This window comes from Falsiroseomonas frigidaquae (assembly GCF_012163145.1).
Lineage (GTDB): Bacteria > Pseudomonadota > Alphaproteobacteria > Acetobacterales > Acetobacteraceae > Falsiroseomonas > Falsiroseomonas frigidaquae.
In genome coordinates this window covers 353,292-373,558 of sequence record NZ_JAAVTX010000002.1, presented here as the reverse complement: position 1 = coordinate 373,558, position 20,267 = coordinate 353,292, and the positions used below count along the sequence as shown (strand labels likewise).

Annotated in this window: 23 protein-coding genes; 11 read left to right on the top strand and 12 right to left on the bottom strand. The window is 71.8% G+C overall.

Annotated elements, in window-relative coordinates:
- Positions 1-978 carry a phosphate/phosphite/phosphonate ABC transporter substrate-binding protein gene (gene phnD, locus HB662_RS06130; protein WP_168048268.1) on the bottom strand — a complete coding sequence of 326 codons (978 nt, stop codon included), beginning with the start codon at positions 976-978 and terminating at the stop codon, positions 1-3.
- A gap of 65 nt (positions 979-1,043) precedes the next feature.
- A complete protein-coding gene (gene phnC / locus HB662_RS06125) occupies positions 1,044-1,877 on the bottom strand; it encodes a phosphonate ABC transporter ATP-binding protein (protein ID WP_168048267.1) in 834 nt (277 codons plus the stop codon).
- 188 nt (positions 1,878-2,065) lie between these two features.
- On the opposite strand from phnC, the gene HB662_RS06120 reads away from it, so the two are divergent.
- The gene (locus HB662_RS06120; RefSeq protein WP_168048266.1) at positions 2,066-2,398 is read left to right on the top strand and encodes an NIPSNAP family protein; all 333 of its coding nucleotides are present in this window, start codon (positions 2,066-2,068) and stop codon (positions 2,396-2,398) included.
- Positions 2,399-2,447: 49 nt separating this feature from the next.
- Here the strand turns inward: HB662_RS06120 and HB662_RS06115 are convergent, their stop codons facing one another.
- Entirely contained in the window at positions 2,448-3,185 is a 738-nt protein-coding gene (locus tag HB662_RS06115) for a superoxide dismutase (RefSeq protein WP_168048265.1), read from the bottom strand.
- A gap of 273 nt (positions 3,186-3,458) precedes the next feature.
- On the opposite strand from HB662_RS06115, the gene HB662_RS06110 reads away from it, so the two are divergent.
- Complete coding sequence (locus HB662_RS06110; RefSeq protein ID WP_168048264.1) at positions 3,459-5,132, top strand: DUF6311 domain-containing protein; 1,674 nt, start codon at positions 3,459-3,461, stop codon at positions 5,130-5,132.
- 19 nt (positions 5,133-5,151) lie between these two features.
- On the opposite strand, the gene HB662_RS06105 is transcribed toward HB662_RS06110, so the two are convergent.
- Positions 5,152-5,583, bottom strand: a complete 432-nt coding sequence (locus tag HB662_RS06105) for a helix-turn-helix domain-containing protein (protein WP_168048263.1) — start codon at positions 5,581-5,583, stop codon at positions 5,152-5,154.
- Between the two features lie 165 nt (positions 5,584-5,748).
- Positions 5,749-6,402, bottom strand: a complete 654-nt coding sequence (gene phaR, locus HB662_RS06100; RefSeq protein ID WP_168048262.1) for a polyhydroxyalkanoate synthesis repressor PhaR — start codon at positions 6,400-6,402, stop codon at positions 5,749-5,751.
- Positions 6,403-6,612: 210 nt separating this feature from the next.
- On the opposite strand from phaR, the gene HB662_RS29050 reads away from it, so the two are divergent.
- The 4 genes from HB662_RS29050 (at position 6,613) to HB662_RS29635 (ending at position 12,349) form a co-directional block, all read left to right on the top strand.
- Positions 6,613-7,251: a hypothetical protein gene (locus HB662_RS29050; RefSeq protein WP_245185472.1), complete on the top strand. Its 639-nt coding sequence runs from the start codon at positions 6,613-6,615 to the stop codon at positions 7,249-7,251.
- Positions 7,205-8,275 (top strand): alpha/beta fold hydrolase, encoded by a 1,071-nt coding sequence (locus HB662_RS06095; protein WP_245185471.1) that lies wholly within the window; start codon positions 7,205-7,207, stop codon positions 8,273-8,275. The genes HB662_RS29050 and HB662_RS06095 overlap by 47 nt, the downstream gene beginning before the upstream one ends.
- A gap of 92 nt (positions 8,276-8,367) precedes the next feature.
- Positions 8,368-9,555 carry an acetyl-CoA C-acetyltransferase gene (locus tag HB662_RS06090; RefSeq protein ID WP_168048259.1) on the top strand — a complete coding sequence of 396 codons (1,188 nt, stop codon included), beginning with the start codon at positions 8,368-8,370 and terminating at the stop codon, positions 9,553-9,555.
- 280 nt (positions 9,556-9,835) lie between these two features.
- Positions 9,836-12,349: a calcium-binding protein gene (locus HB662_RS29635; RefSeq protein ID WP_168048257.1), complete on the top strand. Its 2,514-nt coding sequence runs from the start codon at positions 9,836-9,838 to the stop codon at positions 12,347-12,349.
- 6 nt (positions 12,350-12,355) lie between these two features.
- Here the strand turns inward: HB662_RS29635 and HB662_RS06080 are convergent, their stop codons facing one another.
- Positions 12,356-12,967, bottom strand: a complete 612-nt coding sequence (locus tag HB662_RS06080) for a hypothetical protein (RefSeq protein ID WP_168048255.1) — start codon at positions 12,965-12,967, stop codon at positions 12,356-12,358.
- 128 nt (positions 12,968-13,095) lie between these two features.
- A complete protein-coding gene (locus HB662_RS06075; RefSeq protein WP_168048253.1) occupies positions 13,096-13,833 on the bottom strand; it encodes a class I SAM-dependent methyltransferase in 738 nt (245 codons plus the stop codon).
- 62 nt (positions 13,834-13,895) lie between these two features.
- Between HB662_RS06075 and gloB the strand changes: the two genes are divergently transcribed.
- From gloB to HB662_RS06055, 4 genes are all read left to right on the top strand, one after another.
- The gene (gene gloB / locus HB662_RS06070; protein ID WP_168048251.1) at positions 13,896-14,633 is read left to right on the top strand and encodes a hydroxyacylglutathione hydrolase; all 738 of its coding nucleotides are present in this window, start codon (positions 13,896-13,898) and stop codon (positions 14,631-14,633) included.
- Positions 14,634-14,764: 131 nt separating this feature from the next.
- Positions 14,765-15,382, top strand: coding sequence for a glutathione S-transferase N-terminal domain-containing protein (locus tag HB662_RS06065; protein ID WP_168048249.1), 618 nt, complete (start codon positions 14,765-14,767; stop codon positions 15,380-15,382).
- Between the two features lie 13 nt (positions 15,383-15,395).
- Positions 15,396-15,845, top strand: a complete 450-nt coding sequence (locus HB662_RS06060) for a cupin domain-containing protein (RefSeq protein ID WP_168048247.1) — start codon at positions 15,396-15,398, stop codon at positions 15,843-15,845.
- Positions 15,842-16,450: a class I SAM-dependent methyltransferase gene (locus tag HB662_RS06055; protein ID WP_168048245.1), complete on the top strand. Its 609-nt coding sequence runs from the start codon at positions 15,842-15,844 to the stop codon at positions 16,448-16,450. The genes HB662_RS06060 and HB662_RS06055 overlap by 4 nt, the downstream gene beginning before the upstream one ends.
- Before the next feature lie 47 nt (positions 16,451-16,497).
- Here the strand turns inward: HB662_RS06055 and yddG are convergent, their stop codons facing one another.
- The 4 genes from yddG to phbB all read right to left on the bottom strand — a co-directional run bounded on the left by yddG (position 16,498) and on the right by phbB (position 19,096).
- On the bottom strand, positions 16,498-17,343 hold the full coding sequence (yddG, locus tag HB662_RS06050) for an aromatic amino acid exporter YddG (RefSeq protein WP_168048243.1): 846 nt from the start codon (positions 17,341-17,343) through the stop codon (positions 16,498-16,500).
- A 42-nt stretch (positions 17,344-17,385) separates the two neighbouring features.
- The gene (locus tag HB662_RS06045; protein ID WP_209443135.1) at positions 17,386-17,628 is read right to left on the bottom strand and encodes a hypothetical protein; all 243 of its coding nucleotides are present in this window, start codon (positions 17,626-17,628) and stop codon (positions 17,386-17,388) included.
- Positions 17,629-17,705: 77 nt separating this feature from the next.
- A complete protein-coding gene (locus HB662_RS29035; protein ID WP_245185470.1) occupies positions 17,706-18,344 on the bottom strand; it encodes a YciI family protein in 639 nt (212 codons plus the stop codon).
- Positions 18,345-18,373: 29 nt separating this feature from the next.
- Positions 18,374-19,096: an acetoacetyl-CoA reductase gene (phbB, locus tag HB662_RS06030; RefSeq protein ID WP_168048241.1), complete on the bottom strand. Its 723-nt coding sequence runs from the start codon at positions 19,094-19,096 to the stop codon at positions 18,374-18,376.
- A gap of 292 nt (positions 19,097-19,388) precedes the next feature.
- Here phbB and HB662_RS06025 point away from each other — a divergent pair, with 292 nt between their 5' ends.
- On the top strand, positions 19,389-19,586 hold the full coding sequence (locus tag HB662_RS06025) for a hypothetical protein (RefSeq protein WP_168048238.1): 198 nt from the start codon (positions 19,389-19,391) through the stop codon (positions 19,584-19,586).
- A gap of 52 nt (positions 19,587-19,638) precedes the next feature.
- Here HB662_RS06025 and metW read toward each other — a convergent pair whose 3' ends face one another.
- Positions 19,639-20,238, bottom strand: a complete 600-nt coding sequence (metW, locus tag HB662_RS06020; RefSeq protein ID WP_168049369.1) for a methionine biosynthesis protein MetW — start codon at positions 20,236-20,238, stop codon at positions 19,639-19,641.
- Between the last annotated feature and the right edge of the window lie 29 nt (positions 20,239-20,267).

Genomic DNA, 20,267 nt, shown 5'->3' with positions numbered 1-20,267 from the left:
TTAGGACCGGCGGCGGCGTTCGGCCGCTTCCTCGCGGCGCAGGCGCACGATCGGCTCGAACATCTCATGCGTCACCGGGGCATAGCCCTGGCCGCCGCCGCGCTCGACCTGGGCGTAGATCTGCGGATGGGCGGTGGCGAGCGCCAGGTGGAAATCGGTGAAGTCCTTCTTGAAGGCCGCCGGCAGGTCCTTCCGGACCGTCATCGGGCCGTTCAGGATCGGCGCCGAGGTCCAGATGATGCGCAGGTCGGCCATGTTCAGCATGCCCTTTTCCACCATGGCGCGCAGGTTGCCGCGGGTGAAGCCCTGGCTGACCTCGCCCTGGCCCGAGGCCCAGGTGACCGCCGCATCGTACTGGCGCTGCAGCACCGCGACCACCGCCTGCTCATGCCCGCCGCCGAAGCCGGTGCGGGAGAAGTACTGGCCGGATTCGGTGCCGATGCCGGCCGCGCGCAGCTCGGAGCGCGGCACCAGGTAGCCGGAGGTGGAGTTGGCGTCCGCCCAGGCGAGCGACTTGCCGCGCAGCTGTTCCAGGCTCGTGACGCCGCTATCGGCGCGCACAACCATGACGGAGACGTAGGAGATGCCGCCATCGGCCTCCCGCGCCACCCACAGCGGCTCCACGCCGCCGTTGGTGTCGAGCCAGGCGCCGGCATAGGCGGAGGCGCCCATCGCTGCGCCCTCGATCTGCCGGGCGCTGAAGGCCTGCATCACGCCGGCATAGTCGGCGGCCGGGAACAGGCGCACGGGGATGCCGAAGGTGGTCTCCAGCAGGGCGCGATAGGCCTCGTAGCGGCCCAGGCGGTCCTGCTCATTCTCCCCGCCCAGCAGGCCGAGGCGCAGCTGCGGCACCTGCTGCGCCCAGGCGCGGCGGCCGGAGGCCGGCATGGCGGGAGCGGCGGCCGGGGCGCTGCCCTGGGCGCGCGCGGCGAAGGGCGCCAGCGTGGCGCCGGCAACCAGAAGGCGACGGGTGATCATGCGGGTTTCTCCAGGGGAGGCTTGCCAGGGGAGGCTGGGTTGATTCCGCCGACCACGCCGCCCCGTCAGGCGACGGCGAGGCCGGGCTGCGTGCGGAGGCCCGGGCGCGCGGCGGGGCTCACCGCCTCCTGCGCCTGGTCCTCGAACTCGTCCTCGGTGACGCCGTAGATCTCCTGCACCCGCGCGGCGGTCAGCTCCGCCGGGGTGCCGTCGAACATCACGCGGCCGGCCTGCATGGCGACGATGCGGTCACAATACTGCCGCGCGGTGGTCAGGTGGTGCAGGTTGGTCAGCACGGTGATGCCGTCTTCCCGGTTCACCTGGCGCAGCGCATCCATCACGGTCTTGGCGTTGCGCGGGTCCAGGCTGGCGATCGGCTCATCCGCCAGCATCAGGCGGGGTTCCTGCAACAGGGCACGGCAGATGGCGACGCGCTGCTGCTGGCCGCCGGAGAGTGTGTCCGCGCGCTGCAGCGCGACTTCCGCCAGGTCGAAGCGGTCCAGCGCGGCCAGCGCCATGGCGCGCTCCCGCGCGGTGAACATCTTCAGCAGGCTGGTCACGGTGCCCATCAGGCCGGGGCGGTGGTTCAGCCTTCCGACCAGGACATTGGTCAGCACGTCCAGCCGTTGCACCAGGTTGAACTGCTGGAAGATCATGGCGCAGTCGGTGCGCCAGCGGCGCAGCTCCGCACCGCGCAGCGCGGTGATGTCCCGCCCGCCATAGATCACCTGGCCGGCGGAAGGCTCCGTCAGGCGGTTGATCATGCGGAGCAGGGTCGACTTGCCGGCGCCGGAGCGGCCGATCACGCCGACCATCTGGCCGTCCGGTATGAAAAGCTTCACATCGTTGACGGCCGTGACGGCGCCGAAGCGCCGCGTAAGGCCCCGCAGTTCCAGCATGGAATGCCCCTTCTCAAGCCGGGCTATACAAGCACCGCATGACGTCGCCGTGACAGCAGCATGATGAACGGATTGCAGCGGATTTGCCGCGCCGGGCCGCCCGCCCCGGCTGGGCGCGGCCGCCGCGGCGCGCCATGCTGGCGGCGGAAAGACCGCGCCATGCCGGCGCCAGAAGGAGGGGACCAGGGATGATCGTCGACCTGCGGATCTACACCACGCTGCCGAACAAGCTGCCGGAGTTCGTCGCGCTGTATGAGGCAAAGGCCTGGCCGTTGCAGCTGAAGTACCTGGAGAATTGCCTCGGCTGGTACACCACGGTGGAGGGCGCGCTGAACACCGTGGTGCATATGTGGGGCTATGCCGACCAGGGCGACCGCGAGCGCCGCCGCACCGCGATGGCGGCCGACCCGGCCTGGGGCGAATACCTGACCGAGGCCGGCGCGCGCGGCCTGCTGGTGAAGATGGAAAACCGCATCATCAAGCCGACCGGCTTCTTCAGCGCCTTCCAGGCCAAGAAGTAGATAGGGCAGGGCGGGGCGCGCGCCGCCCCGCCCGCCCGGACCTTCCGCGTCAGACCCGCAGCGTGCCGGCCTTGGCCGCGGCGTAGCGCGAGCCGATCTTCTGCCAGTCCAGCACGTTCCACCAATTGCCGGTGTATTCGGCGCGGCGGTTCTGGTAGCGCAGGTAATAGGCGTGTTCCCAGACGTCGTTGCCCATCAGCACCCGCTGGCCATCCATCAGCGGCGTGTCCTGGCCACCCTTGGTGACCAGGGCCAGGCGACCCTCGCGGTTCACCGTGACGAAGGCCCAGCCGCTGCCGAACACGCCGTTGGCGGCGCCGTTGAAGCGATTGCGGAAGCTGGCGAAGTCGGTGAAGTCGCGGGTGATCGCCTCGGCGAGCTCGCCCTGCGGTTCGCCCCCCTGGCCGCCCATGATCTCCCAGAACATGGTATGGTTGGCGTGGCCGCCGCCATTGTTGCGGACCGCGCTGCGGACCGCCTCCGGCACCTCGTTCAGCTTGCCCAGCAATTCATCCAGCGGCAGGGCCGAAAGCTGGCCGTGCTCGCGCAGCGCCCGGTTCAGCCCGGCGACCTGGCCGCCATGGTGGAAGCGGTAATGCAGCTCCATGGTCCGCGCATCGATCGCCGCCTCATTGGCGCCGAAGGCGTATGGCATGGCGGCCTGGGTATAGGGGCCGGAGGGCGCCTCCCCCGCCGCGGCCTGGGCCCAGGCGTGGCCGGGCAGGAGGGTGGCCAGGGCAACCGGAAGTGTGGCTTGCAGCAGGCGGCGGCGCGGCATGAATATCATCTGGGGCTTCCTCCTGGCCGGGTGCGGCCGATGGGTCTCGGGCAGGTTGGAGCGGGGCGGCCGTGCGCCAAGGGCCGCTCACACGGCCGACTTGCCCAGGCCCGCCGCCACCCTTAGGCTCACGTGATGGTGAGCGGGCGGCAGATCCGCCCGCCAGTAATCGTGGATGGGCAGGCGCCTCGCCAGAAGGGCGCCCAGCCGCGAAGGACAGGGTGGAACTTTCATGCCGCGCCGCCAATGCCTTCGCTGACTGCTCCCGAGGCCTCGCCGGCCATGGCGCTGCCCGCCCCCACCTCCGCATCCGCCAGCCTGGTGCTGCGGCGGGTGATGGCGCTGGTGGCGGTATGCGGCGGAGCGCTGGCGGCGCTGGCGACGCTCGGGCCGCGCATCCTGGACATCAACGACCTTGGCTGGCTGCTGCACGGCACGCTGGGGCCCGATCCCGTCGCCTATCTCTCGGCCTGGACCTACTACGCCCGCTCGCCCTGGTCCTGGCCGCCGACGCTGAACCCGGATTACGGGCTGGAGCTGTCCAGCGCCATCTTCTACGTCGATGCGGTACCGCTGGGGGCGATGCTGGCTAAGGCGCTGCGGCCCTGGGTGGAGATCGCGCAATACTGGGGCCCCTGGATGGTGCTGAGCGCGGCGCTGCAGGCCGGGCTGGCCTGGCGCCTGCTGGGGCTGGCGGTGCCCGACCCGGTGGCGCGGGCGTTGGGGGCGCTGCTGTTCGCCTGGCAGCCGCTGCTGCTGAACCGGATGGGCGGCCATTTCGCGCTGGTCTCGCAATGGGCGCTGCTCTGGGCGCTGTGGCTGTGCCTGCGGCCGGACCCGCGCCGCCAGGCGCTGCAATGGGCCGCCTGCCTCGGCATCGTGGCGATGCTCAACCCCTATGTCATGGCGATGTGCGGCGGGCTGTGGGCGGCGGATGCGCTAGGCCGGGCGCTGCGGGCGGCCTCGCCGCGGCCGCTGCTGGCGCAATGGCCGGTGCCGCCGGTGGTGGCGGGCGCGCTGTGGCTGGCGGGCTACTTCACCCTGGGCGGGGATGTGCTGCCGATGGGCGTGCATTACGGCCATTCCCAGTTCGACCTGACGGCGCCCTTCGATGCGGTGGAATGGGGCTGGCTGCTGCCCGCCCTGCCCGGCCTGCGGCATTGGGAGGCCGGCGGGTCCTATCTCGGCGCCGGCACGCTGCTGCTGCTGGTCCTGGCGCTGGTGCTGGCGCCGCGCGGCACGCTGCGGCCGCTGTTGCGGCGGCATGCGGTGCTGGTGCTGGCGCTGGCCGGGATGCTCGCCTTCGCCATCTCGAACCATGTCGCGATCGGTGGCCGCATCGTCCTGGAGTTCGACCTGCCGGCGCCGATCCTGCGGCTGGCGGACATGCTGCGCGCCTCCGAGCGGTTCTTCTGGCCGCTGGCCTATGCCGCGATCTTCGCCGCCATTGCCGGGCTGTCGCACCGGATGGGCAGCCACCGGCCGGGCATCATCAGGCTACGCTGGGTGATGGCGGGGCTGCTGGCCTTGCAGGTGGTGGATATCCAGGCCGGCATGGGCCGCTTCCGTGCCCTGGTGGCCGCCGCGCCCGCGGTGGCGGCGGAACGGCTGCCGGACCCGTTCTGGGCCGAGGCCGGGCGCCGCTACCGGCGCATCCGCGCCGTGCCGGCGGAGAATTTCGGCACCTATTGGGAACCGATCGCCCGCTTTGCCGCGCCGCGCGGCCTGCCGACCGATGCCGCCTACCACTCCCGCGTCGATCCCGCGGCCATCGCCGCCCTGCGCCGCCGCACTTTGGCCGATTTCACCACGGGGCGGTGGGAGCCGGGCACGCTGTATGTGTTGCGGGACGCGGTGACGCGGCGGCTGGCCGAAGCCCGCATCGATCCGGCGCGGGACCTGCTCGGCCAGCGCGACGGGCTTTGGGTGCTCGCGCCAGGCTGGTACGGCCGGTAGGCCGACGGCCCGGCCCGATTCAGCTGTCGCCGCGCTCGGCCTGGGATTGCGCCGCCAGGGCGCGGGCCATCTGGCTCAACGCTTCCTGGTGCTTCTCATTGTCGATCAGCGCGAAGTTGCGGGCCAGCTCCAGGCACATGCGCTGGCGCGGGGTGACATCCGGCTCCGGGCTGTCGCGGGTCAGTCCCTCGAAGAACCAGGAAACCGGAACGCCCAGCACCTGGCCGATCTCGAACAACCGCCCGGCCGAGATGCGGTTCAAGCCGCGCTCATACTTATGCGCCTGCTGGTAGGTCACGCCGATCAGCTTGGCCAGTTGCTGCTGCGACAGGCCCATCATCACGCGCCGTTCGCGGATACGCGCACCCACATGCCGGTCCGCCGCGCTGGCGCGCTGGCCGGGCCGTTCCCCGGCCAGTTCCTGGCCGGCCTCATCCTCAGTTTCCATCATCGACCTGACCCCTGGTGCCGGTGGCGTGGTGCACCGCCACATCTGGTGGGACAATGCTCACGCGTTCGCCTCTCGCGCGCATGACAAGGCCGTGATTGTCGCCTCGGGGCGCGCGGGCGCAACCGGGAAGCACGGTTCAACGCCAGGATATCGGGTAATTTTTCGTCAGCGCTTGTCGTCGTGCACGGCGGCCGCCGCTGCCTTGAAATGCTCGATCTGCTGGCGCAGCACTTCGAGTTCCTGTTGCAGGGCGGCGAGCCTGGCGGCTTCCGGGGTCTGCTCGGGCTGCTCGGCGGTGGGGCGGAACGGGGCGAACAGGCTCATCGCCCGCTCCATCATCGCCAAGTTCTGCTTGCCGATCTCGTCCAGGTTCGGGAACGGCATGAAGCCGCCCATGGTCGTCTCCACCGTCTTGCGCACCTGGTCATGCTGGCGGGAGAAGGCGCCCATCATGGATTCCAGGTAGCGCGGCACCAGCGACTGCATGCTGTCGCCGTAGAAGCCGATGATCTGCCGCAGGAAGGACGTCGGCAGCAGGTTGCGGCCCTTCGACTCCTCCTCGACGATGATCTGGGTCAGCACGCCGCGGGTGATGTCCTCCCCGGATTTCGCGTCATAGACCACGAAATGCCGGCCGTGGCGGACCATCACGGCAAGATCCTCCAGCGTGACGTAGGAGGAGGATTCTGTGTTGTAGAGGCGTCGGTTGGCGTATTTCTTCACCACAACCGGCGGCTGGGCCGGGGCGTCGTGACCGTCGGCCGGTCCCGCCTGGGGCCCTGCTTGGCCCGCACCTGCCTGGATCGTATCCTGCGCCATGCGTCTTGTTTCCCCTGGCGGCCCTGCCGCTGCCATAATCCTATCACGCGCTGCATTGCGGTGCGAAACACCTGTTTCTGAAAATCGTACTGCGCTGCAACCAGGCGGCCTGCCTGCCGCGTTTCACCTGCGCGGCCCATTGGCCGCGTTGTATCCGCGCGGCCCTTCGGCCGCGGGGCAGCGGAGATGGGCTTCTGCCCTTGAGGATGGATGATGCAAGGCGACGACCCGCGCGACCGCGAAGCGGGCAAGAAGGGCCGGGACGATCCGGCCGCGGAACTGGAGGCCCTGGCCGAGGATTGGATCGCGTTGTGGCAGAGCGAGATCGCCGGCCTGGCGGCGGACCGGGAGGCGGCGGAAGGCTGGGCGGCGATGACGGCGACCTGGTCGGCGCTCGGCGCCGCCTGGCTGCGCGCCGCCACCGCGCCCCCCTTCGGACGCCCGCCGCCGGGCGCCGGGCCGAACCCCTTCGGCACGCCCGACGCCTTCGGCTATCCCTTCTCTGGCGGCCATCCCTTCTCCGGCGGCCCGCCCGGCTGGTCGCCCGGCTGGTCGCCCGGCTGGTCGCCCGACTGGTTCAACCCGGCGCATGACCGCCCCGCTGCGCCGCCGCGGCCCGCGCCCACTGCCGCTGCACCTGATCCTGGCGGCGAGCCGCGGGATGGCGGCGATCGCGAGCGCGGGGATGCTGCCCTCGTCGCCCGGCTCGCCGAACTCGAACGCCGGCTGGCCCGGCTGGAGCCTGCCGGCGGGCATGTCCCGGGCGGGGATGGCACGAATGTCCCTGGCGGGGCAGGCGGAGATGCAAAGGATCGCCGGCGCCGTCGCCGCCGCAAACCAGCCGGCTGAGGCCTTCCAGGCCGCGGTGATCCGCCGGCTGCTGCGCGCCGACCGGGCGCTGCTGGCCGGCCTCGCCGCCTATCGCCGCCACCCCTACAGCCGGACACTGCCCGATCCGCCGGTCATCTGGGCGGAAGGCGGGTCCCGGTTGCTGGACTATGCGACAAGCGAGGCGGGGCCCCTGGTGCTGTTCGTGCCGTCCCTGGTCAACCGCGCGCAGGTGCTGGACCTGATGCCGGGGCGGTCCCTGCTGCGCTTCCTGGCCGGGCAGGGGGTGCGGCCGCTGCTGCTCGACTGGGGCTGGCCGGGGGAGGCGGAGCGCCGCTTCAGCCTGACGGACTACATCGCCGGCCGGCTGGAACGCGCGCTGGCGGCACTGCCTGGGCCGGTGGTGCTGGTGGGCTATTGCATGGGCGGGCTGCTGGCCCTGGCCGCGGCGCTGCGGCGGCCGGACCGCGTCTCGGCCCTGGGCCTGCTGGCGACACCCTGGGACTTCCACGCCGATGCCGCGGAGGCCACCCGCGCCCGCGCCGCCGCCGCCCTGTTGCCGGGGCTGGAGCCGATGCTGAATGCCACGGGAACCCTGCCGGTGGATGCCATCCAGACCCTGTTCGCCGGGCTCGACCCCTTCGGCATCCCGCAGAAATTCCGCGCCTTCGCCCGGCTCGACCCGGCTTCCGAGCGCGCCGCGCAATTCGTCGCGCTGGAGGATTGGCTGAATGACGGCGTGCCGCTCGCCGCGCCCGTGGCGCGGGAGGCGCTGGGCGGCTGGTACGGCGCCAATACGCCGCACCGCCTGGCCTGGCGGGTGGCCGGCGCGGCGGTGGACCCGGCTGCATTGGCGATGCCGGCCTTCGTCGCGGTGCCGGCGCGGGACCGCATCGTGCCGCCGGCCTCCGCCCAGGCGCTGGCCGCCCGCCTGCCGCGCGCCGCCATCCACCCCGCGGCGGCCGGGCATATCGGCATGGCGGCCGGCAGCAACGCCGAGGCCGCGTTGTGGCGGCCGATGCTGGCATGGCTGCGCGGCCTGTAGCTGCCGCTTCGCGAGGGCGGCGCTTGTTCATCATGCCGCGCCGCACCACACTCGCGTTCAACCAGTCCCCGAGCCAAGGAGCCCCAGGGCCCATGTCCGCCAGCGCATCCGATATCGTCATCGCCTCCGCCGCCCGCACGCCCGTGGGCTCCTTCAACGGCGTCTTCTCCAGCCTGCCGGCGCATGTGCTGGGCACGGTTGCCATCCGGGCCGCGCTGGAACGCGCCGGCGTGGCGCCGGAGGAGGTGGATGAGGTCATCCTCGGCCAGATCCTGACCGCGGGCGCCGGCCAGAACCCGGCCCGCCAGGCGGCGATCGCCGCCGGCATCCCGGTCGAGCGCACCGCCTTCGGCATCAACCAGCTCTGCGGCTCCGGCCTGCGGGCGGTGGCGCTGGCGGCGCAGCAGATTTCCTGTGGCGACGCCAGCATCGTGGTGGCCGGCGGGCAGGAGAGCATGACCCAGGCGCCGCACTGCGCGAATCTCCGCGCCGGGCAGAAGATGGGCGACCTCGCCATGGTCGACACCATGATCAAGGACGGGCTGTGGGATGCCTTCCACGGCTACCACATGGGCAGCACGGCCGAGAACGTGGCGCAGAAGTTCCAGCTGACGCGCCAGGAACAGGATGAATTCGCCGCCGCCAGCCAGCGCAAGGCCGGCGAGGCGATGAAGGCGGGCCGCTTCAAGGACGAGATCACCCCGGTCACCGTGAAGGGCCGCAAGGGCGACACCGTGGTGACGGAGGACGAGTATCCGCGCCCGGAGACCACCATCGACGTGCTGGCCAAGCTGCGCCCGGCCTTCAGCAAGGAGGGCACGGTGACCGCCGGCAATGCGTCGGGCATCAATGACGGTGCGGCCGCCGTGGTGGTGATGTCCGCCGCCGAGGCGCAGAAGCGCGGCGTGACGCCGATGGCGCGCATCGTGTCCTGGGCGACGGCGGGCGTCGACCCCTCCATCATGGGCACCGGGCCGATCCCGGCCAGCCGCAAGGCGCTGAAGAAGGCCGGGTGGGACATCGCCTCCCTCGACCTGATCGAGGCGAATGAGGCCTTCGCGGCGCAGGCCTGCGCGGTGAACAAGGACCTCGGCTGGGATCCGGCGAAGGTCAATGTGAATGGCGGCGCGATTGCGCTGGGCCATCCGATCGGCGCGTCCGGCGCGCGGGTGCTGAACACGCTGCTGTTCGAGATGGCGCGGCGGGATGCGAAGCGCGGCCTGGTGACGCTGTGCATCGGCGGCGGCATGGGCGTCGCGATGTGCGTCGAGCGCGACTAGCGTCGCGATGTGCGTCGAGCGCGACTGGCGTCGCGATGTGCGTCGAGCGCGACTGGCGTCGCGATGTGTGTCGAACGCGACTGGCGTCGCGATGTGCGTCGAACGCGACTGAGCATTTCAGGCCGCGTCGACGCCCCCGCGTTGCGGGTGACGCCAATGGCCCGAGGTAACAGCCGCGACATCGTGTTTCGCGGCCGCAACTAGTCGCTTTACCGGCCTTACGGCGCGGTTAATCTTCCCCGCTCCGGCGCAATGGCGGCCGTGGCGGGGGAAACACATCATGGCGCTGTTCCGGATCAACCCGCTGACGGGCGGGCCGCTGCTGCTGGATGGCAGCGAGGCGGCGGACATCTTCGTCACCTTCGGCACCGATGGGCTGCTGGCGCCCGGGCTGGCGGTGCAGGCGGGTGCCGGCACCGATACGCTGCGCATCCTGGCCCCCGGCCTGCTGGCGGTGGCCGATGCCGCCTTCGCCGCGCTGCGCGGCTTCGAGACGGTGGTGCTGCGCGCCTCCGACAGCGCCAGCCTGACGCTGGGCGCCATGGCCGAGGCCGCGCTGGGCCCCACCGCCACCGTCACCCTGGCGCGCATCGCCACCGCGGACCTGACGGTGCAGGCGGGCGGCATCACCACCGCGCTGCGGCTGGTGGGGCGCGGCGGCGACGACCTGCTGGCCGGCGGCCTGGGCAGTGACACCATCGTCGGCGGGGCGGGCGCCGATACCCTGTCCGGCGGCGGCGGCTTCGACCGGCTGACCGGCGGCAGCGGCGCGGATTTGTTCCGCTTCGATCCTCGCCTCTCCGGCCAGGAGGCAGGCGAGGTGGTGGTGGTGGATTTCACCGCCGGCGAGGACCTGCTGGACTTCACCGCCTTCGAGGGCCTGACCGCCGCCGGGCTGCTGGACGCCGCGCGGCAGATCGGCCGCGTGCTGCGGATCGACCTCGATGGCCTGCGCCTGACGCTGCGCGAGACGACGCTGTCCGATCTGGCGGGCGGCGCCCTGCTGTTCGGCCCGGCCGGTCAGCCGCTGCTGGTGGAGGAGGAGCGGGTGCGCCTCGGCGTGGAGGGCGCCGCCGGCGCCGCGGGCGAATCGATCGACGCCCTGCTGTTCGGCGCCGCGGACCTGCTGACCGGCAGCCTGGGCAGCGACCGCCTGGAGCGTAGCGGCGTGGTGGAAGCCGGCGCGGGTGGCGCGGGGGCGGATGGCACGGCCGGCCTGGATGCCGAGCCCACCCTGCTGTTCCGGGAGCCGCAGAACGTCCGCACCACCCCACGCGGCGGGGATGGCGCGGCTGGCGAGGCGGGGGGCGCCGGTGGCGACGCCGCGGCGCGGTCCGAGGCGGCCGGCGCGCGGCTGCTCGGCGCGGTGGTGGGGCTGGATGATTCGCTGCTCGAACTCGATGCGACCGGCGGCGATGGCGGCCAGGGCGGGGCGGGCGGCAGCGGCGGCGATTCCGCGGCGCAGGCCAGCAGCGTGGTGCTGGATCTGGAGGGCCAGCCGGTTTCCGGCCTGATCGACACGGCCAGTCCGGGTGGCTCCGGCGGTGCTGGCGGGGCCGGCGGCGATGCTGGCGATGCGCTGGCCAGCCTCCTCGATTTCGTCGCCGATCGCGCGCCGGGGGCGGTGATGTGGCTGGGCACCTTCGCCCTGGGCGGTGCGGGTGGCAGCGGCGGCGCGGGCGGTGCCGGTGGCGATGGCATCTTCGATCCGGATCTGGCGGATGGGCCGGATGGCGGCGAAGGCGGCGCGGGCGGCGTGGGCGGTGCCGGCGGCGACGCGGCCGCGCGGATCAGATTCCTTGTCGCAACCTCCGAGATCGCCGAGCTCGACCTGGCGGCCGAGGCGATCGGCGGCGATGGCGGGGTGGGCGGCGATGGCGGCGCAGCCGGCTTCGGCAGCACCGGCAACGCCGAGGAATTCGACGGCATGCTGAGCGGCTTTCGTGATGAGCGCTGGGATATCGGGGGTGCTGGCGGGGCCGGTGGCGCCGGTGGCGACGCGGTGGCGGAGCTCAGCGGCAACCGGGTCGAAGCGGCGGGGCTGGCGGTGACCACCGTGCGGCTGGAGGCATCGGCCTTTGCCGGAGCGGGCGGCCGCGGCGGCGCCGGTGGCCCGGCCGGGGTGGATGTGGAGACCGGCCAGTTCGAGGAGACCGGCATCCTCCTCACCGTGCATCCCGGCCAGGATGGCGCGGCGGGGGCGGATGGCGCGGGCGGCACTGCGCGGATCATCCTGCGCGACAATCTGATCGCCCTGGGCGGGGGTGACGACCTGCTGGAGCTTTCGCTCGAGATGGAAGGGGCCGCGACCGAGCTGGATTTCGCCGGCAACCGCTTCGATGGCGAGGCGGGGCAGGACACGCTGGACCTGGCCGGCGTGGCGCTGTCAGGGGTGCCGATGTCCGGCGCGGTGGTGGATGTGGCGGCCGGGCTGCTGAGCCTGGCCGGCCAGGCGGGCGCCACCATCGCGCGCTTCGAGAGCTTCGTCGGCACCAGCCAGGGCGACATGTTCATCGATGGGGCGGCGGAGCAGGTCTATGCCGGCGCGGGCGGCGGGGACATCTTCGTCTTCGCCCCCGGCCACGGCCAGGACAGCATCCAGGATTTCCAGCAGGGCGAGGACCTGATCGACCTCAGCGCCTTCGGCTATGCCGATTTCGCCGCACTCGACATCGCCAGCAGCCCGCCGGGCTACGAATACCCCTATGTGGTGGTCACCACCTCCGGCGGCACCGGCATCAGCCTGAACTTCGCCGCGCCGACAGTGCTGACGGCGGACGACTTCATCCTGTAGCGCGGCTCAGAAATCGTCGAGCAGGGCGTCGATCGCGGCTTGGCCAAGGTCGCCGCCGGTGGGGGTTTCGACGGTGCGGATGGCGGTCTTCACCTCCACCTGCTGGCGCGGCACTTCCGGGCGGGTGCCGTCCGGGATCATCGTCTCCAGCATGTTCTCCACCTGTTGCAGGTGCTGGATGGCCCGGCGGATGCGCTGGCCGGTCACGTCCTGAAAGCTGCAGGCCTCGAAGATGGAATTCACCCGGGCGGCGATGGCGGCCACCGCATCCTTGTCCTGGGCCCCGCCGGCCACCCAGACCTGGATCGCCTCCGCCGCTTCCATGATGGTGTTGGCGGCGGCTTCCGTGGCCTGCACCACCGCCTCCAGCTCCAGCCCGCTGTTGCGGGTGGCTGCGGCCGGCATGGCGACGAGCTGGCCGATCTGGTCGTGGATCCGCGCCAGCTCCGTCTTCATCTGCTCCTCGCCCATGTCGGCGATCTCGACGCTGGCATGCAGCTCGGCGCTGAGTTCGGCGATGCGGCGATCCATGAAGCGCTGCAGGTCGGCCAGCGCCGGGTGCAGTTCGGCCCGCACCGCGTCGCGAAACTGCTCAGTCGATTCGGTCGTCACTGACATGTGCTGGCATCTCCGTGGCGGCCCGTGGCCGGGGCTACCGCGTGCAATCTGGTCGCCGCGCGGGGAGGTGCAGTGTGGCAGTGGTGGGTGAAGAATGCGTTTCCGCGGGCGCGGCGGGCCGATCCCGGTCAGGCCGGCGAGGCCTGGGCCGGCATCACCACGCGCCGCCGCTTGGCCGGGGCGCCGGCCGGCATCGCCGCCAGCAGGTCCTTCTCCGCCTCCAGCAGCACCACGCCGGCCAGCCGCGGCAGGATGGCGCGGCCGAAGACCTCGCAGGGGGTGGCGATGGGGGACAGGATGCGCAGGCCGATCGGCGGCAGGAACAGCGCCGCCTCCCGCTGCCGTTCCCGGAACAGGTGCCGGGCCAGCAGGCGGGACAGCTGGCCGGCCGAATAGGGTTGGCCATGGCCGAAGGGAGTGCGTTCCAGCTGCGCCCAGATGCCGAGGCGGTTGGGCACCACCACGATCAGCCGGCCGTCGTCACGCAATACGCGCCAGACCTCCCGCAGCATGCGCCGGGCGTGCTCCGCGGCTTCCAGCCCGTGCACCAGCAGCACGCGGTCGAAGCTGGAATCGGCGAAGGGCAATGCCTCCTCCTCCGCCAGCAGGCTGGCGCTGCGGGCCTGTCCCTCAGCCGTGGCGGGCGGCCATGGGGCGAGGGTGCCATGCGCGGGGGTCAGGGCGATGCAGCGCTCCGCCTCCCGCTGCCACAAATCCAGGTAGGGGGCGGCATGGCCGATGCCGAGCAGCGCCTGGCCCGGCAGCATCGGCCACAGCGCCGCCAGCCGGTCCCGCACCAGCCTGGCCGCCACCGCGCCGCCCGGGGATCGGTAGAACCCCAGCAAACCATGGACCTCGGTCGTCATGCCGGGGATATAGGAGGGAATGGTCCCTGTTTGGACCGGGGCAGCATGGGAAGGTGAGCGCGATGGCGGTAAAGGTGGAGGCGGTTCCCTGCCTCGAGGACAATTACCTGTGGCTGCTGCGGGACGGACCCACCGGCGCGGTGGCGATCTGCGACCCCGGCGAGGCGGCGCCTGCCATCGCGGCGGTTGAGGCCGCCGGCGGCAAGCTGGATGCCATCCTGCTGACGCACCACCATGGCGACCACATCGATGGCGTGGCGGAGCTGAAGGCGCGCTTCCCGGAGGCCCGCATCATTGGCGGCAAGCCGGACGCGCACCGGCTGCCGAAGCTGGACCTGGCGGTGGATGAGGGCGACACGGTGCATTTCGGCGCCGCGGAGGCCAAGGTGATGCACCTGCCCGGCCACACCACCGGCCACATCGCCTTCCACTTCGCCGCCGACCACTTCCTGCTGTGCGGCGACGTGGTCTTCGCGCTGGGCTGCGGCCGGCCGCTGGAGCCGGGCGGCATGGAGGCGCTGTTCAAATCCTTCCAGCGCCTGGCCAAGCTGCCGCCGGATACGCGCTTCTGCTGCGGCCATGAATACACCGAGGCGAATGCCCGCTTCGCCCTGACCATCGAGCCCGGCAACAAGGCGCTGCGCGCGGAAGCCGAGGCGGCCAGCGCGCTGCGTGCCGCGGGCCGCCCGACGGTGCCGACCACGCTGGCGCAGGAATTGGTGGCCAACCCCTATTTCCGCGCCCGCGACCTGGCCGAGTTCACCGCGCGGCGGGAGGCGAAGAACCACTTCCGGGGCTGATTCCGCGGGCCTATTCCGGGGGGCTGGGCCGCCGCGAAGCTTTCATTCCGCTGGGCGCCGATCCTTGGCATGCTGCACCGCAAGCAGCGGGCCAAGGATCGGTCCGGTGCGCCGTCACCAGGGATTGCCCGATGAAACTGCATCACGCCCATGCCAGCCCCTTCGCCCGAAAGGTCATGGCCTGCGCCATCCTGCGCGGGATCGAGGGGCGCATCGAGATCATGGTCACCGACCCGCACGCCTCCCCGGACAGCCTGCTGCAGGACAATCCGCTGTCGAAGGTGCCGGCGCTGGTGACGGATGACGGCCGCGCGGTCTTCGACAGCCGGGTGATCTGCGAATACCTCGACAATCTGGGCGAGGCCCCGCCGCTGTTCCCGCCGACCGGCAGCGAGGCGCGGATCGGCGCGCAGGTACGGCACGCGCTGGCGGATGGCATCATGGATGCGGCGGTGGCGCGGCGGATGCGCTTCGGCAAGCCGATGGACGACACCCGACTGGCCTTCATCGCCCGCCAGAAGGCGGCGGTGCAACGCGGCCTGGCGGTGCTGGAGCAGGACCCGCCGACCGGTTTCGCCGAGAAAGGGGGGCTCGCCGATATCGGCGAGGTCGCGGCGGCCTGCGCCCTCGGCTACCTGGATTTCCGCTTCGCCGACGAGCCCTGGCGCGCCCAGCATCCGCGGCTGGCCGACTGGTTCGCCGAGGTTTCCCGCCTGCCGGCGCTGGCGCGCACGGCGCCGCCAGGCTGAAGGGCGCCCGCTGATGCGACTTGATGATCCGGAACTGGGCGCGGCGGAGGTGGTGGCCGCGCTGCGCCTGGCGCCGCATCCGGAGGGCGGCCATTACCGCGAGGTCTGGCGCGACCAGCCCGAAGGCGACGGGCGTGGCGCCGGTACGGCGATCCATTTCCTGCTGGAGGCCGGCGCGCGCAGCCATTGGCACCGTGTGGACGCCGCCGAATGCTGGCTCTGGCAGGGCGGCGGGCCGTTGCTGCTGGCGCTGTCGCGGGACGGCACGGCGGTGGACCGGGAGATTCTGCTCGGACCGGGGTTGGGGGCGGGGCACGAACTGATGGGCGTGGTGCCACCGGGCTGGTGGCAGGCCGCCTGGCCGGTCGCGGATCGCTGGAGCCTGGTCTCCTGCACCGTCTCCCCGGCCTTCCACTTCGCCGGCTTCGAGCTGGCGCCGCCAGGTTGGGAACCGGGTTCATGAGCACCTCCCTCGCCTGGGATGAACGCTACCAGGGCGGCGGCTTCCAGTTCGGGGAGGCGCCGAACCGCTACCTGGAGAGCCTGCGCCCCTGGCTGCGGCCGGGGATGCGGGCGCTGGCGCTGGGCGATGGGGAAGGGCGCAACGGCGTCTGGCTGGCGGGACAGGGGCTGGCGACGACCTCGCTGGACTGGTCGCCGGTCGGCTCCACCAAGGCGGCCGCGCTGGCCGTGTCGCGGGGCGTGGCGCTGGCGACGGTGACGGCGGATGCCGCCGCCTGGGATTATCCCGAAGCCGGCTTCGATCTGGTGGCCTGGATCTACCTGCACCTGCCGCCGGCGGACCGCGCGGCGGCGGCGGCGGGGGCCTTGCGCGCCCTGGCGCCGGGCGGGCTGCTGGCGCTGGAGTGCTTCACCCCGGCGCAGCAGGGCCGCCGCAGCGGCGGGCCGAAGATGCCGGAGCTGCTCTGGTCCCGCGCCATCGTCGAGGAACTGTTCGGCGGGCTGGAGGTGCTGGAGCTGCTGGAAGGTACCGTGGCGCTGGATGAAGGCCCACGCCACCAGGGCCACGCCGAGGTGGTGCGGGCGCTGCTGCGGAAGCCGGGCTGAACCGGCACGCCTTAGCCAGGACTAGCGCGCCTTCGCCGCGACGGTGATTAGCGCGCCTTCGCCGCGACGAAGCCCCCGCCCGTGACCATCAGCGTCGCCAGCACCACCTTGGCACTGAACTCGCCGTGCCCGGCCAGGATCAGCAGCAGCGTGGAGGCGACAGGCACCGCATAGGCCAGCGTGCCGAGCAGCCGCGGGTCGCCGCGCTTCATGCCGATGTCCCACAGGAAGAAGGACGCCCCGACCGGGCCGAGGCCGAGCCCCAGTACTGCCAGCGCCTCCCCGGCATTCGGCAGCACCGTCGTCTCGAAGGCCAGATGCGCCGCCGTGGCCAGCACCGCCGTACCGAGGCAGAAGCCGGCGACCGCCTCGGTTGGCACCCGCACCAGGCGCGGCGTGCCGGCGGTGACAGAATAGACCGACCACACGACCGCCGCGCCCACGGCCGCGAGCAGGCCCGGCGCCGCGCCGGGCGGGAAGGACGCCCCGGTACCGACCAGCAGGGCGCAGCCCGCGAAGCCCAGTGCCACCCCGGACAGCCGGGCCGGGCCGAGCCGCAGCCCGCGAAGCGGTGCCGAGAGCAGCACGATCAGCAGCGGCCAGAGGTAGTTGAGCAGGTTCGCCTCGACCGCCGGCGCCAGCGCCAGGGCCAGGAAGTACAGGGCGTGGTAGCCGAACAGCCCGCCAACGCCGTGCAGCCAAGCGAGCGGCGGCTGGCGCAGCAGGCCAAGCCGCCCGGTGGCGGCCACCACCGCAAGCCCCACCGTCCCGCCCACCGCGAAACCCATCGCGGTGAGCTGCAGCGGCGGGATGCCGGCGGCGAGCCTGCTGAACAGGGCGAGGAAGGCCCAAAGCGCCAGCGCGCCGCAGCCGGCCATGGTGGCAGGGGACATGGGGCGCTTCTACAGCATCCCCCGCCACAGCCTAGATGTGCCTCAGCGGTTGGTGCGGCCCTGCCGGCTGGGCGGGACGGCGCCGGTGCTGCTGGTGTCGTTCATCACGTCACCCTCGAAGGTGGTCTCGCCGCGGATCGCCTCCGGGTTGGTGCCGCGGCCGTAGATGCCCTTGGACTGGCCGATGCCCGGATTGTCGGAGAGGTCGGAGGGCGGCCGCGGCACGTCCTTGCCGGGGCCCTTGGCCCATTCCGCGTCGTTCTTCGGATGCTTGCTGCTGGTCATGCGCTGGTCTCCCTTCTGCCAGGACAGACTCAACGATTGGCGGCGCGCCCTGTTCCCCGGCGGCCTGCGACCGCACGTCAGCGTGGCAGGGGCGGGTAGGGCAGGGCGCGGAAGGCGGTGGCGTAGAGGCTGATGTCGCGCCAGACATCACCGGTCGAATAGGGGTCTTCCGCCAGCCAGGCGCGCGCCGCGGCGTGGCTGGTGTGGCAGGTCGCGGCCAGCGACCCGGTCATGCGCCCGGCCTCGTCCAGCAGCGCGCCGCCGAACAGCAGCGTGCCATCCTCGGCCATCGGCCGGACCCGGGCGAAATGCGCCGGACGGGCGGCCATCCGGCGATCCGCCGCCCCGGCATCGGTACCGTCCCAGCCGACCAGCACCGTGTGGGTGCGGCCGGTGGGGGGTGGCTGGTCCGGCGCCGGCCAGGGCTGGTAGGGCAGGGCGGCAATGCGGAAGGGGTGCGGCTCGACGCGCTGCCAGACGCCGTTGGTGGCGAAGGGCTCGGCCGCCAGATAGGCGTCGCGCTCCGCCGCCTCGCCCGCCACCAGCATCAGCGAACCCAGGCTGCGCCCGGATTCGTCATGCAGCGGCAGGCCGAGCAGCAGGCGGCCGGCGGCCGCCTCCGCCGAGATGAAGGCGACATGCGCGTCCCGCGCCGCCGCCCGGCGCGCCGGGGCGTCCGGGTCGGTGCCGTCGAAGGCGATGATCGCGGTGGTCATGTCGCCCGTTCCTCCTGCTTCCGATCCCGTCAGTACATATGCTGGCCGCCATTGATGGACAGCGTCGAGCCGGTGACGAAATCCGCATCATCGGCGGTGAGGAAGGCGACGCCGCGGGCGATGTCCTGTGCGGTGCCGAGGCGGCCGCGCGGAATGCGGGCGATGATCTTCTCCAGCACGTCCGGCGGCACGGCGCGCACCATCTCCGTGTCCACATAGCCGGGCGCTACCGCATTCACCGTGATCTGGTTGCGGGCGCCTTCCAGCGCCAGGGCCTTGGTGAAGCCGTGGATGCCGGATTTGGCGGCGGCGTAATTCACCTGGCCAAGCTGCCCAGCCTGGCCGTTGATCGAGCCGATATTGACGATGCGGCCGAACTTCCGGGCCGACATGCCGTCCCAGACCGCCTTGCACATGTTGTAGCAGGAGCCGAGGTTGGTATCGATCACCTCGTCCCACATCTGCCGCGTCAGCTTCCGCATCATGGCGTCGCGGGTGATGCCGGCATTGTTCACCAGGATCTCGATCGGGCCGACATCCGCCTCGATCTTCGCGATCGAGGCGACGCAGGCCTCGAAATCGCCGACGTCGAATTTGTAGCAGGCGATGCCGGTCCGTTCCGTGAAGGCCTGCGCCGCGGCGTCGTTGCCTGCGTAGGAGGCGACGACCTTCCGGCCCGCCGCCTGCAAGGCCTCGCTGATCGCCGCGCCGATGCCGCGCTGCCCACCCGTCACCAAAGCCACCCGTGCCATGCCGGACTCCTTCCTGTTCGCCGCGCCGGAATCATGCGCCCGGCCGCTTGCCGCACCGGCTGAATCCGGACCGAACGGGGAGACCGCGCGGGCCGCGCACAGCCCGGCGCGGACCTCATCCTCGCCCGCCGGGCGAGGCTGTGCAATTCCCGTCGCTGGCCGGTGCGCGGGGTGGCCGGCCATTACCTTGGGTTGAACTACAAGGTGCTTTTTTCAGACTTCACGCACCCGTGATCCTAAGGCATACCCGCCACTGGATGCCTGGCCAGAAGATCTGCCCGCCGGAGGACCCATGTTCACCCCAATGCCCGACACGACGCAAAAGCCTGCCGATGCCGAAGCAACGGACCGCAGCGCCCTGGTACTGATCCTGGAATATGTCGAGGCCGAATGTCGCCGCCTGGGTGCGGATGCGGCGGCCCGCCATGCCGCGCTGGCCGCGGCGATGATGCCGGGTAGCTGCGCGCCCGCGGGCACGCGCCTGAACTGACGCGTGGGCCGCGCGCCGGAATACTGCGCAAACGCCGCCGGGTAAGGCGGCCTCAGCGCCGGCGAAGCAGGAACAGCGCCTGTTCGCCGAACAGATTGGCCAGCCAGGGCGAGCGCTTCCAGGGCGAGCGCAGCCCCTTCTCATCCACCGCAAGCCACCGTTCCACCACATACCCCTCCATCCGGCACAACTCGAAGAAGTCCCGGATGGTGCAGGGGTGGATGTTCGGTGTCTCGTACCAGGGGCGGTCCCAGGTCTCGTTGTCCGGCATCCGGCCGGACAGCAGCAGGCGCATGCGCAGCTGCCAATGGCCGAAATTGGGGAAGGAGACGATGGCGCGTCCGCCGATCCGCAGCATCTGGCGCAGCACTTCGCGCGGCCGCTCCACGGCCTGCAGGGTGCGCGACAGCACCACGTAGTCGAAGGCGCCGTCCGGGTAGAATTCCAGGTCGCTGTCGGCGTCGCCATGAATCACGGGCAGGCCGGCGGCCACCGCCTCCGTCGCCTCGGCCATGTCGATCTCGATGCCGCGCGCATCGGCGCGCTTCTCGCGCGTCAGGTAATCGATCAGCAGGCCGTCGCCGCAGCCGATATCGAGCACCCGGGCGCCCGGCTGCACCATCTCCGCGATCAGGCGGAGGTCGAGCCGCATGTTCTTGGCGACGAAGCGCACTTCCACCG

Coding starts and splice junctions, on each gene's coding strand:
- phnD (WP_168048268.1), bottom strand. CDS start 978: ATGATCACCCGTCGCCTTCTGGTTGCCGGCGCCACGCTGGCGCCCTTC.
- phnC (WP_168048267.1), bottom strand. CDS start 1,877: ATGCTGGAACTGCGGGGCCTTACGCGGCGCTTCGGCGCCGTCACGGCC.
- HB662_RS06120 (WP_168048266.1), top strand. CDS start 2,066: ATGATCGTCGACCTGCGGATCTACACCACGCTGCCGAACAAGCTGCCG.
- HB662_RS06115 (WP_168048265.1), bottom strand. CDS start 3,185: ATGATATTCATGCCGCGCCGCCGCCTGCTGCAAGCCACACTTCCGGTT.
- HB662_RS06110 (WP_168048264.1), top strand. CDS start 3,459: ATGGCGCTGCCCGCCCCCACCTCCGCATCCGCCAGCCTGGTGCTGCGG.
- HB662_RS06105 (WP_168048263.1), bottom strand. CDS start 5,583: ATGATGGAAACTGAGGATGAGGCCGGCCAGGAACTGGCCGGGGAACGG.
- phaR (WP_168048262.1), bottom strand. CDS start 6,402: ATGGCGCAGGATACGATCCAGGCAGGTGCGGGCCAAGCAGGGCCCCAG.
- HB662_RS29050 (WP_245185472.1), top strand. CDS start 6,613: ATGATGCAAGGCGACGACCCGCGCGACCGCGAAGCGGGCAAGAAGGGC.
- HB662_RS06095 (WP_245185471.1), top strand. CDS start 7,205: ATGCAAAGGATCGCCGGCGCCGTCGCCGCCGCAAACCAGCCGGCTGAG.
- HB662_RS06090 (WP_168048259.1), top strand. CDS start 8,368: ATGTCCGCCAGCGCATCCGATATCGTCATCGCCTCCGCCGCCCGCACG.
- HB662_RS29635 (WP_168048257.1), top strand. CDS start 9,836: ATGGCGCTGTTCCGGATCAACCCGCTGACGGGCGGGCCGCTGCTGCTG.
- HB662_RS06080 (WP_168048255.1), bottom strand. CDS start 12,967: ATGTCAGTGACGACCGAATCGACTGAGCAGTTTCGCGACGCGGTGCGG.
- HB662_RS06075 (WP_168048253.1), bottom strand. CDS start 13,833: ATGACGACCGAGGTCCATGGTTTGCTGGGGTTCTACCGATCCCCGGGC.
- gloB (WP_168048251.1), top strand. CDS start 13,896: ATGGCGGTAAAGGTGGAGGCGGTTCCCTGCCTCGAGGACAATTACCTG.
- HB662_RS06065 (WP_168048249.1), top strand. CDS start 14,765: ATGAAACTGCATCACGCCCATGCCAGCCCCTTCGCCCGAAAGGTCATG.
- HB662_RS06060 (WP_168048247.1), top strand. CDS start 15,396: ATGCGACTTGATGATCCGGAACTGGGCGCGGCGGAGGTGGTGGCCGCG.
- HB662_RS06055 (WP_168048245.1), top strand. CDS start 15,842: ATGAGCACCTCCCTCGCCTGGGATGAACGCTACCAGGGCGGCGGCTTC.
- yddG (WP_168048243.1), bottom strand. CDS start 17,343: ATGTCCCCTGCCACCATGGCCGGCTGCGGCGCGCTGGCGCTTTGGGCC.
- HB662_RS06045 (WP_209443135.1), bottom strand. CDS start 17,628: ATGACCAGCAGCAAGCATCCGAAGAACGACGCGGAATGGGCCAAGGGC.
- HB662_RS29035 (WP_245185470.1), bottom strand. CDS start 18,344: ATGACCACCGCGATCATCGCCTTCGACGGCACCGACCCGGACGCCCCG.
- phbB (WP_168048241.1), bottom strand. CDS start 19,096: ATGGCACGGGTGGCTTTGGTGACGGGTGGGCAGCGCGGCATCGGCGCG.
- HB662_RS06025 (WP_168048238.1), top strand. CDS start 19,389: ATGTTCACCCCAATGCCCGACACGACGCAAAAGCCTGCCGATGCCGAA.
- metW (WP_168049369.1), bottom strand. CDS start 20,238: ATGCGGCTCGACCTCCGCCTGATCGCGGAGATGGTGCAGCCGGGCGCC.